Annotated in this window: 11 protein-coding genes; all 11 read right to left on the reverse strand. The window is 45.6% G+C overall.

Annotation, left to right across the window (positions count from 1 at the left end):
• Positions 1–10: 10 nt before the first annotated feature.
• Positions 11–1255: an oligogalacturonate lyase family protein gene (locus IEY13_RS20260; RefSeq protein ID WP_229687932.1), complete on the reverse strand. Its 1245-nt coding sequence runs from the start codon at positions 1253–1255 to the stop codon at positions 11–13.
• Between the two features lie 147 nt (positions 1256–1402).
• Positions 1403–3337 (reverse strand): RagB/SusD family nutrient uptake outer membrane protein, encoded by a 1935-nt coding sequence (locus IEY13_RS20265; RefSeq protein WP_188955630.1) that lies wholly within the window; start codon positions 3335–3337, stop codon positions 1403–1405.
• Positions 3338–3366: 29 nt separating this feature from the next.
• Positions 3367–6570 (reverse strand): SusC/RagA family TonB-linked outer membrane protein, encoded by a 3204-nt coding sequence (locus IEY13_RS20270; protein ID WP_188955632.1) that lies wholly within the window; start codon positions 6568–6570, stop codon positions 3367–3369.
• Between the two features lie 202 nt (positions 6571–6772).
• Positions 6773–7831 carry a glycoside hydrolase family protein gene (locus tag IEY13_RS20275; RefSeq protein WP_188955634.1) on the reverse strand — a complete coding sequence of 353 codons (1059 nt, stop codon included), beginning with the start codon at positions 7829–7831 and terminating at the stop codon, positions 6773–6775.
• 11 nt (positions 7832–7842) lie between these two features.
• Positions 7843–8436: a LutC/YkgG family protein gene (locus tag IEY13_RS20280; RefSeq protein ID WP_188955636.1), complete on the reverse strand. Its 594-nt coding sequence runs from the start codon at positions 8434–8436 to the stop codon at positions 7843–7845.
• Entirely contained in the window at positions 8436–9812 is a 1377-nt protein-coding gene (locus IEY13_RS20285; RefSeq protein ID WP_188955638.1) for a lactate utilization protein B, read from the reverse strand. Before IEY13_RS20285 ends, IEY13_RS20280 begins: the two co-directional genes overlap by 1 nt.
• Positions 9796–10548 carry a (Fe-S)-binding protein gene (locus IEY13_RS20290; RefSeq protein WP_188955640.1) on the reverse strand — a complete coding sequence of 251 codons (753 nt, stop codon included), beginning with the start codon at positions 10546–10548 and terminating at the stop codon, positions 9796–9798. The genes IEY13_RS20285 and IEY13_RS20290 overlap by 17 nt, the downstream gene beginning before the upstream one ends.
• Complete coding sequence (locus tag IEY13_RS20295; RefSeq protein WP_188955642.1) at positions 10545–11921, reverse strand: FGGY-family carbohydrate kinase; 1377 nt, start codon at positions 11919–11921, stop codon at positions 10545–10547. Before IEY13_RS20295 ends, IEY13_RS20290 begins: the two co-directional genes overlap by 4 nt.
• Positions 11922–11999: 78 nt before the next feature.
• The gene (locus tag IEY13_RS20300; protein ID WP_188955644.1) at positions 12000–13277 is read right to left on the reverse strand and encodes a sugar isomerase; all 1278 of its coding nucleotides are present in this window, start codon (positions 13275–13277) and stop codon (positions 12000–12002) included.
• Between the two features lie 13 nt (positions 13278–13290).
• On the reverse strand, positions 13291–13602 hold the full coding sequence (gene rhaM / locus IEY13_RS20305) for an L-rhamnose mutarotase (protein WP_188955646.1): 312 nt from the start codon (positions 13600–13602) through the stop codon (positions 13291–13293).
• A 121-nt stretch (positions 13603–13723) separates the two neighbouring features.
• Positions 13724–15847: a bifunctional aldolase/short-chain dehydrogenase gene (locus IEY13_RS20310; RefSeq protein ID WP_188955649.1), complete on the reverse strand. Its 2124-nt coding sequence runs from the start codon at positions 15845–15847 to the stop codon at positions 13724–13726.
• Positions 15848–15874: the final 27 nt, after the last annotated feature.

Here is a 15874-nt window from a genome sequence, read left to right on the forward strand (position 1 = left end):
CACTATATATTTATAAATCCTGTTTATTGACTGATACGGCATACACCTGCTCCTGCCCTTCAAAATTGGCCCGGAATATAATCCACTTATTATCCGGTGAAAAATGTACGTTAGGCTCCAGCTTATAGTGATGCTGTTTCATATTTACCAATCGCTCCGGTACAAACCTGGCTTCCTGCGGGCGAAACAAATATATCCACTTTCCGTCAGGTGCTTTGGCCACCGCACCGGGATCGCCACCGTCGCCTGCAAACAACGTCTCATCCTGGTTACTGGTATAATGTACCGACCATTCATTACGGTCGAACTGATACTTCTTCTCTTTTCCGGTAGCTATATCTGCCCCTGCCACAAAAAAGGTAGCACCCCGTGGCTGTTGCAGATCAAACCATATGGTACGCCCATCAGCACCAAACCATTCATGCCCTGCAATTTCCATATCCATGCTACGCTTATGCATCAGCCGTATATCTTTACCTGTATGCACATTAATGGTCCAGATACGGTCTACCTTATGCCAGGGGCCTTCATGGCAAAACAGCAGTAAAGATGGATCGGTTGGTGAAAACTGTACGTGGTTCAGCCAGGCACTGTCTGTAAAAATCTTCTTCAACTCTCCTGTAGCAATATTTATGGTAAACAGCGTACGCGGCAGTTTTGCTTCGTAAATGAGATTGAAATAACTGGATTTCTCCGGGTTGGCCTTGAATATATCTTTTTCTTTGGGAGAGCTATATGCGCCCCCAAGCAGCGTTTCATCTGCATTCAGGGTAGTAATGTCTCCTTTAAAATCATCCGGAAACACAAACACCAGTCGTTCCTTTTTAGTAGCTGTATTTACAGCAAACACACTATCCTTTACCTGATAAAAAACTTCCTTCCGTTTAACACCCACTATCTCCCCTTTCAGTATACCGGCATGGCTGGTCAGTTGTTCTGTTTTCAGCGATTTCAGATTCACCTTCCACAACTGCCTTCCATCTGTACCCGTACTGTAATATATCATATCATCACCCACAAACGGATTGTTGTGGAAATAGAAGCTGGCATTCTGCCCCTCATTGCGGGTAAGTCTGATTACTTTATGACGGGTGTCTTTATCTATCCATTCCAGCGGCATAGGTGTTACACTGCCTGTTACCAGTTCCGGTACCACCGGTTTGTCCGGGATGGGTTTGCGCAACTGTGCCTGTAAAATTCCGGGCAACTGCACACCAAAAAATACAATAATGGGAATAATAAATTTCTTCATCATATGGCGGAGATGTGTAATTGGTTATACATGCTGCAAGCGGATTTAAAGGTAAGTTCCCCCTTTCAACAACTATCCCGTCCCGTCCTGAAAAAAGCCCCGTTTCCGGTCAGAAAACGGGGCTTACTATGAATATTTCGGTATTTAAGACTAATAACCCGTATTCTGATACGCTTTCTTCTCATCCCCGGTCATAGGACGACCATCTTTATACGTAAGGTCTATCTGAATCTGAGGAATAGGACGTAACAAATGTTTTGCCTGAATGTTAGGTTTAGCCAGTGTATTAAACTGCTGCACTCTTTCTATCAGGGTTTCTGTACGGGCCAGATCTTCCCATCTGTACAACTCGCCTGCTAATTCACGGCTTCTCTCATTCAGAATAAAATGAATAAAGCGTTCAGCTTTAGTAGAAGCAGAAGCAGGATACATTTCTACAGGATCGTTGGTTTCAAATTTTGCTTCAGTAACAATCAGATTACCGTAAGTAGCTGCCACATCTCCTTTTGTACCACCTTCAAACTGCCAGAACGCCTGTGGTTTTTCCTCACCTGACTTATACGCAGCACGCTCTCTTAGCCTATTAATAAATTCCAACGCTTTGGAATATTGCCCCAATCTGCCATAAGCTTCTGCTGCAATCAGATAAGTTTCTCCCAGGCGGGCTACAATACCGTCTTTAGTTCCCTGTTGAGTAGCAATACCTGTACGGAACGGATCCAGATGTTTCACCAGGGTAGGCCATACACCAGCTTTAAACCCTCTTACCGTATTAGTACCGTCTTTGTAAAAACGGGGATAAAAAGCATAGCGTGATTTTTCTACGTCCTGACGGGTAATGGTTGTATTTTCATCATTTACCACCACTAATACCGCAGTGTCGCCTAAGGCAAATTTGTCCTGTCCTACCAAAGCCGGAGAAGGAGCATTATCAGCTGTCCACTTAGGAATACTGGAAGAGCCTGTACGCAGATAATGCATAGTAAAGCTCTTATAAAAACGGCTATCATTTTTCCTGTCAAACAAACTCAGCGTATAGTCGGTAGGTTGCGCTCTTCTGAAAGGTCTGCCACTGAATAAATCACGCGGTGTTCCTACTTCATTATCATAACGCATAGCAAAATACAGGTGCGTCTGGTTACCAAATCTTCCTGAGTATAAAAGGCTGGAGTTAAACTGAGCTGCAAATAAAATTTCTTTATTGCGTTGCGCAGCTTCACTTCTGCTAAGGTCGCCGGCAATAGGCAAGCTTGTAGCTATTGCTGGAGTATACACTCCATCCCATAAATCTTTATAGTTAGAAGCCAGTACAAAGCCACCTGCGTTGTTAATTGCTCTTTCTGCATAAAAAGCAGCACTGTCTATATCAGTTGCTTTCTGTCCACGCTCCTGCACTTTTGCACTACCTCTGGTCAGGTATACCTTGGCCAGAAAGTGATCGGCAGCTGCACGGGTAGCCCTACCCTGATTTCCCTGAGTAGCAGGTAAGCTATCAGAAGCAAAACGAAGATCTGATATGATCTGATTGTACACCTGTGGCACAGCCGTACGTGGAAACTCCAGTTGAACGCCTACCGTTGGAGTTGTTAACAACGGCACCGCCCCAAACTGCTGCACCAGCATAAAATAATAATATGCGCGTAAAAATCTTACTTCCGCCCTGCGTTGGGTTTTCACCGTTTCGTTGGTAATGCTGGCTCCGTAAGGTACCACACCCAGGTTTTCTATAGCCGCATTACAACGGTTAATACCTGTGTAATTATCAGACCATAAGGTAGTCAGAAAGGCATCGCCACTTACAGGAGGTACAGGAGAAATGCCACTGGCATAACGATTATAATAGTTAAAGTCAGTTACATCACCCTCTGTAAACTCATCGGTACCTACCTGAAACAATGCGTAAGCCCATTCGTATTCAAACTTAAACCGTACTCTTTCGTAAGAAGCTTTTACCAGATCATCTACACCCTGTGCGGTTTTATAATAATCATTGGTTAAGGTTGCTACCAGTTCTTCATCCAGGTAACTCTTTTTACAAGAGCCGAGCAGACTGGCGGCTGCTAATATGAGAAATGCTTTTTTCATTTTTTTCATTTTTTCAGATCAAACAATCACTAAAACCCAACTCTTATACCTACTACTACACTTTTGGTGCTGGCGCCCCATGCCTGGCTGCGCTCACCGGAAGTAGCGCCCTGCTGGGTAACTTCAGGATCTAAGCCATCATACTTTGTAAACAGGAATGGGTTTACCAGATTTACATAAGCACTCAGGTTGTTTGCCTTAATTTTTGAAATCAGCTCTTTTTTAAAGTTGTAGTTCAGCGAAATGCTTCTTACACGGAAAAAAGTGCCGCTTTGGTATTGCATAGAAGAAGCATATAACGGCTGCGCAGCTCCTCTGTTCGGACGTGGAGCTTCGTTAGAAGGGTTAGTAGGAGTCCAATAGTTGAACTTCTTGCCTTCCTGATAACGTCCTTCCAGCAACGGAGAGCCATATGCAGCAGTGGTACCCACTCTGCCGTATACATAAATGCTCAGGTCAAAGTTTTTGTAAGAGAAGGTATTGGTTACACTTCCACTCCACTTAGGCACACTGGGAGAACCAATTACTCTGCGGTCATTGCTTCCATCAAATAAGCTATCACCATTCAAATCAGCAATGCGGATATCTCCTGGCTTAAACGATGCACCTTTAGCATTGTATCTTGCCATTAATGCGTTATCCTTTTCATTGTTCTGCCATATGCCTTCGTATACAAAATCATAAAAAACAGATTGTGGTCTATTGATAAACCAGTTGTTACCTATATCATCTGTTTTACCATTAATAAGGCTCACCAGCTTCTCACTGTTTTTCATAAAGGTTACATCCGTAGTCCATCTGAAGCCATTGCTACGGTTATCTATATTGGTGCTTGAAATTGATACTTCCACACCACGGTTACGTGTCTGACCTATATTCTGCAAGGTGCTGGTATAACCTGTTGCACCAGGCAAGCTACGTCTCATCAGCAGGTCTTTTGTACTGGTATTATAGAATTCTACGGTACCGGTAATTCTACGTTTGAAAATACCGAAATCGATACCTACGTTAACAGTACTGCTCTTCTCCCAGGAAAGATTGGGTGAAGGAATACCAGTAGTTAAGCTGGGCGCATAACCATACGCAGGGGTATTATCCCATAAATAAATAGTTCTGTCAAGTGTACCACCAGTCTGATAAGGGCCTATAGCAGAGTTACCTACAGTACCATATCCCACTCTGAATTTCAGTTCATTCAGCCAGGTAACCTTGTTTAAAAACTCTTCTTCATTCGCCTTCCAGGCTAATGCAAAAGAAGGGAAGAAATCTCCTTTGTTGCCAGGAGCCAGTACAGTTGCACCGTCATAACGACCTGATAAGGTTAACAGGTATTTGCTCATGAACGTGTAGTTAATACGCGCCATGTACGATACCAGCTTATTAGCGGAATAGCTGGAGCCATAACCATCAGGTGTTCCATTATAGGTGGAGCTGAGCGCATACCACTTTTGCTGATCGTAAGGCAGATTTGATGCAGAGATAGACATCCCTTCATTTCTGAAATTCTGCACACTCTGCAATAAGGTTACACCGAGATCGTGATTGGAGCCCAGTTTTTTATCAAAAAACACGAGGTTTTCCAATGTATAAGACAGCCTTGTTTCCTGATCGTTATAAGCAATGTTGGTTCCGTTCTGTCTTTCGGTAGAAGCACTTGCCTGGAACCTTCCACGACGGAATTGTCTGAAGTCTGGTCCAAAATTCATCCGGTACTTCAGTCCTTTCATAAACTGAATTTCGCCATAAAAACTACCGAAGAAACGGAAGCTGCGGCGCTCATCAAATACCAGATTGTCATCGCGCAGCGGGTTCAGAATATTTACATCATTGCCCGGCATGAAAACAAAGTTACCGGCAGTATCATAAGGCTGCGCAATGGGTAAACCACCAATAGCACGGCCGTAAATATTAGGTCCGTAATTCTGAATAGACTGGCTGATGTTCATAGAAGCACCAAAGCTTATTACAGAATTGGGTTTGAAGTCTAAAGTAGCAGCAGCACTGTAGCGTTTGAAATCCTGCCCTTTCTGAATACCTTCCTGATCCAGGTAGTTACCGGAAAAAGATCCACGCAGTTTTTCAGTACCACCAGCTACACGAATCTGATGACTTTGGGAGATTCCGGTACGCAGAGCAGCATCCTGCCAATCGAAGGTTCTTACCTTAGAAGCATCGTATACCGGAACTTCTGCTACACCCCATGCCGCCTGTTCAGCAGCAGTGGTGGCACGCATTTTAGGAACAAGGTTGGCAAAATCAACCCACTCGTAGCCTTGCGCAACAGAGCGCCACATGTTATTGTCTCCGTTAAACAAAGCCTGATCCGCGCGCGGATCAGCATACCATAAGGTAGGATCACTGTTGGTGCGGCGATAAGTTCCTGTAGTACGGTAAGCCTCTCTTCTCAACTCCGCAAACTCACCACCATCCATCAGGTCCAGCTTGCGTTGGATATTGTCAATGCTTACATACGTATCGTAGTTTACAGAAAAACGTCCTGCCTTACCACGCTTGGTGGTAATCAGAATTACACCGTTGGCAGCTCTGGAACCATAAATAGCAGTAGCAGAAGCATCTTTCAATACATCTACAGATTCAATGTCTAAAGGGCTGAAATCTGCAATATTCGCATTACTGGGTATACCATCAATCACATACAACGGATCATTGGTTGCCAGCAGAGAGCGGTTACCTCTGATTTTAATGGCTGGTGCCTCACCTGGTCTGAAGTTGCCAGCTGCAATATCCACACCGGCTGCACGGCCCTGTAAAGCCTGTGCAAGGTTTTGTGAAGGTACTGCTGCAATCTGCTCAGCCTTTACTTGTGTTACGGCACCGGTAACATCGCTTTTCTTGCGGGTACCATAACCTACTACCACAACATCTTCCAGGGCGTTGGGCTTCGTTTTTAAAGCAATGGTAATGGTAGATTGTCCGCCAACAGAAACTTCCTGTGTTTCAAAGCCTACAACCGATACAATTAATACCGCATCAGCTGATACACTTTTTAAAGAAAATTCACCTGTAGCGCTTGCAGCCACCATATTGGTAGTGCCTTTCACCTGCACGGTAGCGCCGCTAACAGGCTTACCATCTGCATCGGTAATTTTTCCTGAAACAGTTTTCTTTACACTGGCCGAATCGCTCTGGGCAAACAGCTTTTCGTTAAATCGGGGGCATAGCATTAGGGTTAAGCATAGCACTCCCTGCATGACAAGTAGTTTTACTTTCATATAGGCTTATAGTTATATTAGGTATATGTACTTCTGGTACATGGCGGCGAAAGTATTTAACATATCCCCAACAGGTATCCTGCCCCATCCTGCTGAAAGATCAAAAACATCAGTTTAAGTGTAAAAACAACAATACTGTGGTGAACTAACACTCACGCACCCTATAAAACAGGGGTACATAATAACATTGTGTACATACTAATTACACTACTTTAAAAAGAAAGGAAGAGGAAGTCATGTATTGACCTCCCTGAGACGCGGTGAATAAATAAGCAGGCTTACCCTCTTTCAGCAACAGCTGCGGGCGTTCAAAACGGCCATATTTTTTAAGATGCGAAGGTGCAGGTGGTTGCTGAATGTATTTATCTGCGTTGTAGTAAGCAATACCAGGTTTATTCCAGTGTAAACCATCACGGCTATCCATCAACAAGCCGTATTCATGATCATAAATACCCATATCCCTGCATAACATATGCAACTTCTGCTGTTGCTGCCATACAAAAGCATCTTCCAGTTGTGCATTGCCAGGCATATGGCTAAAGTCTATTACAGGGTTGTGTTCATATTTAGTAAACGGCCCTTCCGGGTTATTTGCAAAAGCCAGCCCGTATTTACGGTTACCTCTTACAGGCCCTGCTGCTGTTTCATAGTCGTGGGTATTCCACGATTTATAGTAGAGCCAGTATTTACCCTCCCGCGCAATAACGGCGGGGTTGGTGGTGCAATGGTCATCCCACGCACCGGTTTCTCCAGGTAGCAATAAGGGAGCATCTGGTCGCTTCCATGGGCCGTATAAAGAATCAGCAACGGCTACACCTATACGTTTGGTATTGGTTTTACCATTGCTGTTGCCCATAAAATACAGGTAGTACCTATTGTTAAACTGTGTAATAAAAGGATTGTGGCAGGTAGTAGCATCCCAGTATCCTTCACCACGCGGCTCCAGTATGGTACCCAACACAGTAAAAGGCGCTTCGGGATGTTCAGCTACTGCATGTGCAATTTCAGAGCCTTTAATCCAGCCTCCCATCTTCTTTTCTGCTTTCCAGCGCGAAAAGAATACATGCACCTTGCCATCGGGGCCGTAGAAGGGACTGTTGCACCATACATAATATCCTTCCAGTTCCAGCCTGCGGCCCACCGGCTGCAGGCGTTTGCTAAAGGCAGTTGCCTTTTCTCTGCCGGCACCGGTTACACTTTCTCCCAACAACAGCCCCGCTGCTAACAGTGAACTATATTGGAGAAAATCTTTCCGGTTCATATACCAGCGTTTTAAGGTAACAGCATCATCGTCATAGTGCGGGGGCCGTGGGCACCCAGTACCAGCGATTGTTCAATATCGGCAGTTTTAGAGGGGCCGGCAATAAAAGCACCAAAGCCATAAGGCCCGTTATGCAATTCAGCAATGCGTACATAGGCATCATGCATGGTAGCTACCAGGCTTGCTTTACTTACCAGCATTACCAGATGCTCGGGAATAAACATAGCTGCCCGCTGCACCATCTGCTGCTCGGTAATCCACACTGCGCCGTTTTCGCATACACCAAACAATGCTTCGGCTATCATTACTTCTGTATCGTGCAGTGTATGCGGGTCTACCGTAAACCAACTGGTATCTGCAATGCCCGATAATTGTGGCAGCGTAGTACGCTTTAGTGGAAAGGCGGCAAAATCTGCACGTAGTATTTCTTCCACATGGGCATAATCCCTTGCTTCATACAAAGCACCGCCAATGGTTTTGAAAGTTTGTATAAACTGATCGGCATTTACCGGCTTCATACCTGCAAAAGGCTGCGTATCGGGCAGTGCTACCGCAGGCGGCTGGTTCTGCCGCAGTGTTTTTAATATATCTTCCCGTGAACTCATTATTTCTTCCTGTTTTTCTGATACCACTCTCTGAATGATTCTTTGGGTGCTTCCGGCATTTCCCGCTGTTTAAACCATGGGTTCAGTTTATTGTTTACCAGCCCCGGAACATTACGCATTACTATACGCCCCATTTTACCGGCAACGGTAAATATACCCGGCTTAGACAGGGTAACGGCCATCACCTTCATAGCTGCGGTTTTGGCTTTGGGGGTATGCCCTTCTTTAGCCAGCACCTGACGCCATTTGTATAACTGATCGTGTATATCAATTTTTACCGGACATACGTTGGAGCATGATCCGCATAAGGTAGAAGCAAAAGGCAGATCAGCATTTTTACGCATATCAAAATTAGGAGCCAGTATAGACCCGATAGGCCCCGCTACTGCATTGTGATAGCTATGCCCGCCACTGCGCCGGTATACGGGGCAGGTATTCATACAGGCACCGCAACGGATACACTTTAATGAATTGCGAAACTCCTCTTTGCCCAGGTGCACGCTACGGCCGTTATCTACCAGAATAATATGCATCTGCTGGCCGGGGCGTGGTTTGGAAAAATGGCTGCTGTAAGTAGTAATCGGCTGCCCTGTAGCACTGCGGGTAAGCAGGCGCAGAAACACACCCAGGTGTTTGCGCTTGGGTATCAGCTTTTCAATGCCCATACTGGCAATATGCACATTAGATAAATGCGCGCCCATATCGGCATTGCCCTCATTGGTACATACCACAAACTCACCCGTTTCTGCTACCGCAAAGTTTACCCCGGTAAGGGCTACTTTACGGGTAAGAAAATCCTGGCGCAGGGCCAGTCTGGCCGCATGTGTTAAAAACTGTGGATCGGCATTGCCTTCCGGTGTACCCAGAAATTTATGAAACAGTTCACCTATCTCTTCTTTTTTCCAGTGTATACAGGGCAGTACTATATGGCTGGGCGGTTCCTTAGCCAGCTGTACAATACGCTCGCCCAGGTCTGTATCCACCACTTCAATACCCTGCTTTTCCAGAAACTCGTTCAAATGGCATTCTTCCGTAAGCATCGACTTACTTTTTACCATTTGTGTAACGCCCTGTTCTTTCAGCAGCTTGTATACTATCTTATTGTGTTCTTCGCCATTGGCAGCCCAGTGTACAGTAACACCATTCTTTTGCGCATTGGCTTCAAACTCCAGTAAATATTCTGATAAATGAGAAAGTACATTGTGCTTGATCTGCGAAGCGGTTTCGCGCAGTTGCTCCCATTCAGGAAGCTGCCATACTATTTTATCCCGCTTCTGGCGTATCCACCACAATGTTTCATCATGCCAGTTTACGCGATCCTCGTCCGCATTAAACTTCTCAGCCAGCTCAGCGTGTTCTTTATGCGGTTGGTTCATGCAACGTACTGTTTAATATTTCAGCAATATGAATCACTTTCACCGGACTTTTCTGTCTGCGTAATATCCCTTCCATATGCATCAGGCAGCTCATATCAGCACCCGCAATGTATTCTACTTCCTGCTTCAGATGGTCGGCCACCCGGTCTTTTCCCATTTTAGCGCTCACCGCCTCTTCTGCCACGCAAAAAGTACCGCCAAATCCGCAACATTCATCTTTACGCGTAAGCGCCACCAGTTCAATTCCTTCTACCTGGTTCAGCAGTTGCTCGGGTTTGGAAAAAGGTTCGGCCACCAGCTCGCTCATCTGCGACATATGCAAACCGCGCTGCCCGTGGCAACTCTGGTGAAAGCCTACTTTATGCGGAAAACGTGCCTGTAGCCCTTTTACCTGCAAAACATCAGTCAGAAACTCCGAAAGTTCGTATATCCGCTTGCGGATGGTTACCGCCGCCTGTTCGTTCTTATGAGAGTGCAAATGATCTTTTACATGCAGGGTACAGCTACCGGAAGGACATACGATATAGTCAAAACCGGCGAAATTGTCCACAAAGTTATCATTACATCCTGCTGTAAGATGCTCATAGCCTGAGTTGGCCATCGGCTGGCCGCAGCAGGTTTGCTTCATAGGAAACTCCACCTCACAGCCCAGCTTTTCCAGCAACTGCAGGCTGGCAATAGCTACCTGCGGGTAAAACTGATCTACATAACAAGGTATAAACAACCCTACTTTCATATTTCCATATTCTGTGTTACCGTATAATACTTCATCTCAATCAAGTCTCCAGGCAACGGCTTATGGTTCCAGTGTTTATGGATGGCCAGTGCTGCCCCTACCGAGGTAGCCTGTGCAACCGAGGCGGCAAAAACCTCCATTCCCGGAAATGCCGCTGCCAGCAGATTCATGTAAATGGGATTTTTACTGAACCCGCCGTCAACAAAAATACGTTTCACACCAGTATCCTGAATAACCAGTTGAGTGGATATTTTCTGCTGCTGCATAATATCCGCTATCAGGCAATGATAAGCCTCTTCGTAAGTGGTAAAGTCCGCCAGATTTCGCAGTCCAAACACCGATTGTTGTAACCCCTCTTTCCCAGCTGCTTCCGGTGCCGCAGGAAGTGCGGCAATAATATCCGGGTTGTATTCTACTTTTTTAAAGTAGTCAGCTGCTGTATGAAAGTGTGCCGCCAGCAGTTTGGTCTGCTGCTCATGCTCATTACCTGCAAACAAACGGGAAGCTTTTACCGGTCTGCCATGAAACTCCATATAACACAAACAGTCCTGCTCCAGCTCTTCCCTTGTCAGCGGATTGCTGTTAAACGGATTAAGACTGATACACCAGGTACCGGTAGAGATTAATACAAATGGCTCGTTGAAACAGATGAGGTAAGGGATTAAGGCCGAAGAACTGTCGTGCAATCCCCCACCTGCCACTACGGCATGCTCTTTAATAGTTACCGGTACCGCATTATCCGAAGGCAGCAGCGGCGCCAGTTTCTTATCAATTCCCTCAGCAGTAACCCACTGGTGGTAGGTATTCTTCTGAAAATCCCATAACTGTGTATGGCAGCCTATGCTGGTAATATCGGAGAATAAACGCCCTGTTATCAGGTAACTGATATACTGCGGCAGGTGTAACGACCAGGCAATCTGGTTATACAACTCCGGCTTGTCCTTTTTTAAACGGTACAGTTGCATGCCGGAGTTAAGGTTACCCAGCACAGGCGAGGCTGTAGCGTTAGAAACGGCCAGTTCACCACCATACTGCTCATAAAACGCCTTGCTTAAAGCAGGTGGATAAGGCTTCAGATAATTATATAAAGGCGCAATCACTTCTCCTTTATCATCTATGTGCACAAAACTGGCACCGTAAGTAGTAAAGTTGAGCGCTTTTACAGCAAATTGTGTTTGGGTAAATACCTCGTCCAGCAGACTTCTTACCCAGGCGGTAAGTGCGGTTACATTTTCACAGGCATCCCCATCTTCATCTGTAGTTTCTTCAAACCGGGCAGATTTCTCGTATACGATGTGGTAATGCTCATCAAACAGGAAGAGCTTTTTATTGGTTTTACCAATATCAAAAATGGCTACTACAGGAACGCTCATATGGAACAGTTGACAGCTGACAGCGACAGATGTGTAACAAAACCTGTCAGCTGCCATCTGTCGTCTGTCCGCGAAATTTTATAATCCGGTTGCTACGGTTTTAGCACCTCTTTCTTTAATCAGGTTGCCTCTTACATCCTGCTGGCGGTAGAACGCAACAGGATCCAGTACACCACCCGCACGTAAACGGGCTTCTGCCACCAACGGACGTACATCTGTACGGTAAGCCTGCTGCAGAATTTCCTGTGCACGTACCACATCGTTGGTAGCCTGTGCTTCTTTCAGCGCTTTTTCATCTACCAGTAAAGCCTGTGCATAAGCTACCATAATAGCTTCAACAGATTGCAGCAGGTCTTCCAGCGGATCTTTTACGTTGTGAGAAGCATCAATCATCCAGCCCAGGTCAGATGCGTGGTTCATACCACGGGCATCCATACCTTCTACCAGTTCTTTAAAAATCAGGAACAGCTGGTATGGGTTAATGCTGCCTACGGTCAGGTCATCATCACCATATTTAGAATCGTTGAAATGGAAACCGGCCAGTTTACCTTCCATCAGCAACAGCGATACAATCTGCTCAATGTTGGCGTTAGGTAAATGGTGTCCCAGATCTACCAGCGTATAGGCTTTAGGACCCAGTTTGCTGGCATACAGGTAAGATTGGCCCCAATCGCCTACTGTTGTAGAGTAGAAATTAGGTTCAAACGCTTTGTACTCCACAAACAGTTTCCAGCTATCCGGTAAAGCCGCATATACTTCCTGCAGGCTTTCCAGGGTATTCTGGAAGGCTTGCCTGAAATTCAGCTGGCCGGGAAAGCAGGAACCATCCGCCAACCAAACAGTCAGCGATTCAGAACCCAGCTCCGCACCGTATTTAATTACTTCAATGTTATGATCTACCGCCTGCTTGCGCACCGCCTTATCCACGTGCTGCATAGAACCGAACTTGTAACTCAGTTTCTGATCAGCCTGGTCCTGGAAGGTGTTGCTGTTCATGGCATCAAACTTCAGCCCGTGCTGTGCAGCCAGTGCTTTAATAGCTTTGGCATTGGAGGGAATATCCCAGGGAATATGCAGAGAAATAGAACCACTGGAGCGGTTTAACGCGTGCAGCAGACCTACGTCTTCAATTTTTTCTTCCAGGTTGCGTGGTTCACCACCACGGCTGGGGAAACGTCCAAAACGGGTGCCGCCTGTACCTAAAGCCCAGCTGGGAATAGCTACCTGAAAAGCAGCCAGCTTATTCAGTACATCATCCAGTTTGTTCACATCAGCCGCTACATAGTCAAACTTGCGTTTGTGGGCACTCTCTACACTGTTATTAAACTCGTCTATTTTATACTTTTCCAGTTGCATAACGCAATCATTTTTAAGGTAAATAGAATACTTGCTTTAACGGTATGCTTACCGGCGATTCATCAGGATTGGTTTCCATAATATCGCCCATGTAATGCCACCATTTCCGCATAATGGGTTGGTCGGGTAAATTCTGTAATGCTTCTGCATCCGCCACTTCATATACCCCAAACAAAGTCAGCGTTTTTTCATCCAGAAAAATGGAGTAATCGCTGATACCTGTTTCTGTTAGCAAGGTAGCCAACTCAGGCCAGATTTCGTCGTGCCGCTTTTTGTACTCCGCTTCCTTTCCGGGAAACAGTTTCATGGTAAATGCAATCTTCATATACGAAAGTAAAAAGTCAAAACTCAAAAGTAAAAATTCAAAAAGAACGGCCGCTCACTTAAGTAAAGCGTTGTGCCTTTGAGTTCTTATTTTTTACTTTTAAATTTTGACTTCTGATTTTTTATCTTACAAATGCTGTAGCTACACCGCCGTCAACGTTCAGTACGTTACCGGTTGATTTGTTCAGCAGGCCGCCTACAAAAGCGAAACATGCATCAGCAATATCGCCAGGTAAAATAATCTCGTTCAGTAACGTACGTTTTGCGTAGTAAGCTGGTAATTCTGCTACGGTTACACCATAAGCTTTAGCACGGCCTTCTGCCCATGCACCTGCCCATATTTTGCTGTCGCTGATTACCGCGTCAGGGTTAACCACGTTCACACGAATATGGTCTTTACCCAGTTCAGCAGCATTCAGGCGGCTCAGGTGTAATTGTGCAGCTTTGGCGCTACCGTAACCTGCATTGTTAGGTCCGCTCATTAAAGCGTTCTTACTTACAATGTTCAGTACATCACCACCAATATCCTGCTTGCGCATTACTTCCACACCAGCCTGGGTAACCAGAAACTGACCTTTCACTAATACATCATATAACAGATCCCAGTCTTTTTCAGTATGCTCTTCCAATGGCTTGGAGATAGATAAACCAGCGCAGTTAACGATGATATCCACACCACCAAATGCCAGTGCCGCTACCTTCAACGCACCGTTGATATCATCTGCCTTTGTTACGTCCAGGATAGCGGTAGCAAATACATCCTTACCGTATTCTTTCTGAAACTCATCTTTAGCAGATTCCAGGCGGGATGCGTCGTTATCGTTTACTACCACAACAGCACCTTCGTTGGCAAATCTTTTGGCAATAGCCTTACCAATACCACCAGCGCTACCGGTAACCAGTGCAATACGGCCGCTTAAAGCTTTAGGCTTAGGCATACGCTGCAGTTTGGCTTCTTCCAGTAACCAGTATTCAATATTGAAAGCTTCCTGGCGTGGTAATGAAGTGTACTCAGAAATAGCTTCTGCGCCTTTCATTACGTTAATAGCGTTGATATAAAATTCAGCCGCTACACGTGCCGTTTGCTTGTCTTTAGAGAAAGTGAACATACCTACACCCGGGTACAGAATAACAACCGGATTGGTATCGCGGATAGCAGGGCTATTCGGATGCTTGCAGCTGTTGTAGTACTCTGTGTACATAGCTCTGTATGCTTCAAAAGCAGGAGCCAGTTGTTCTTTAATTGCTTTTACATCGCTCAGGTCCTGGTCAGCTTTCAGGTTTAACACCAGCGGGCTGATTTTAGTACGCAGGAAGTGGTCGGGGCAGCTGGTACCCATAGGAGCCAGTCTGTCCAGGTCGTTAGAGTTGATAAACTCCAATACACGATCGTCATCGGTAAAATGACCGATCATTTTGGTATAGCTTGAACAAAAACCGCGCAGTATGGGAGCAAGGTTCGCCGCTTGTTGCATGCGGGCGTCCTTAGACAAGGACTGTAACCTCGCCCCGCCAAAAACTGCTGGTTGCTTGTGTATGTTGTCTTGTATGTATTGTGCACAACGCTCAATTACTTCCAGCGTGTTCACATAGCTCTCATAAGCGGTGTCACCCCAGGTAAATAAACCGTGTGAGCCCAGCATAATGCCGCGGATACCAGGATTCTCATCCAGGCACTGCTTCAGTTTCAGGCCCAGGTCAAAACCAGGACGTTGCCATTCTACCCAGCCGATAGTACCGTTGAACAGCTCCTGGGTAATTTTCTTACCGTCTTTTGCTGCCGCAATAGCAATAGCTGCATCAGGGTGCAGGTGATCAATATGTTTGAAAGGCAAAAAACCATGTAAAGGCGTATCAATAGAAGGTGCTTTGGAAGCCAGATCAAAAATGCAATGGTTAAACAGTTCTACCATTTCATCTTCAAACTCAATGCCTCTGTACACATTTGTCAGACTGCGTAAACGGTCAACATACAAAGCAGCCAAACCATTGCGCTTCATAGAAGCCAGGTCGCCACCAGAACCCTTTACCCACATTACTTCTGTTTCCTTACCGGTTAAAGGATCTTTTGCTATCGCCTTGCAGGAAGTGTTACCACCACCGTAGTTGGTTAAACGCAAATCAGCACCTAACAGGTTAGAACGATACACTAAAAGGGCAACTTCGTCGCCGGCCAGTTCAGCGGCTTTTTTTTCGTCCCACAGATAACTCACATGCTTGTATTGAGTTGATGCAGCTGTTGACATATCTATATTATTATTGTTTGAATGAAT

Origin of the sequence: Filimonas zeae, assembly GCF_014641615.1 — a bacterium.
Lineage (GTDB): Bacteria > Bacteroidota > Bacteroidia > Chitinophagales > Chitinophagaceae > Filimonas > Filimonas zeae.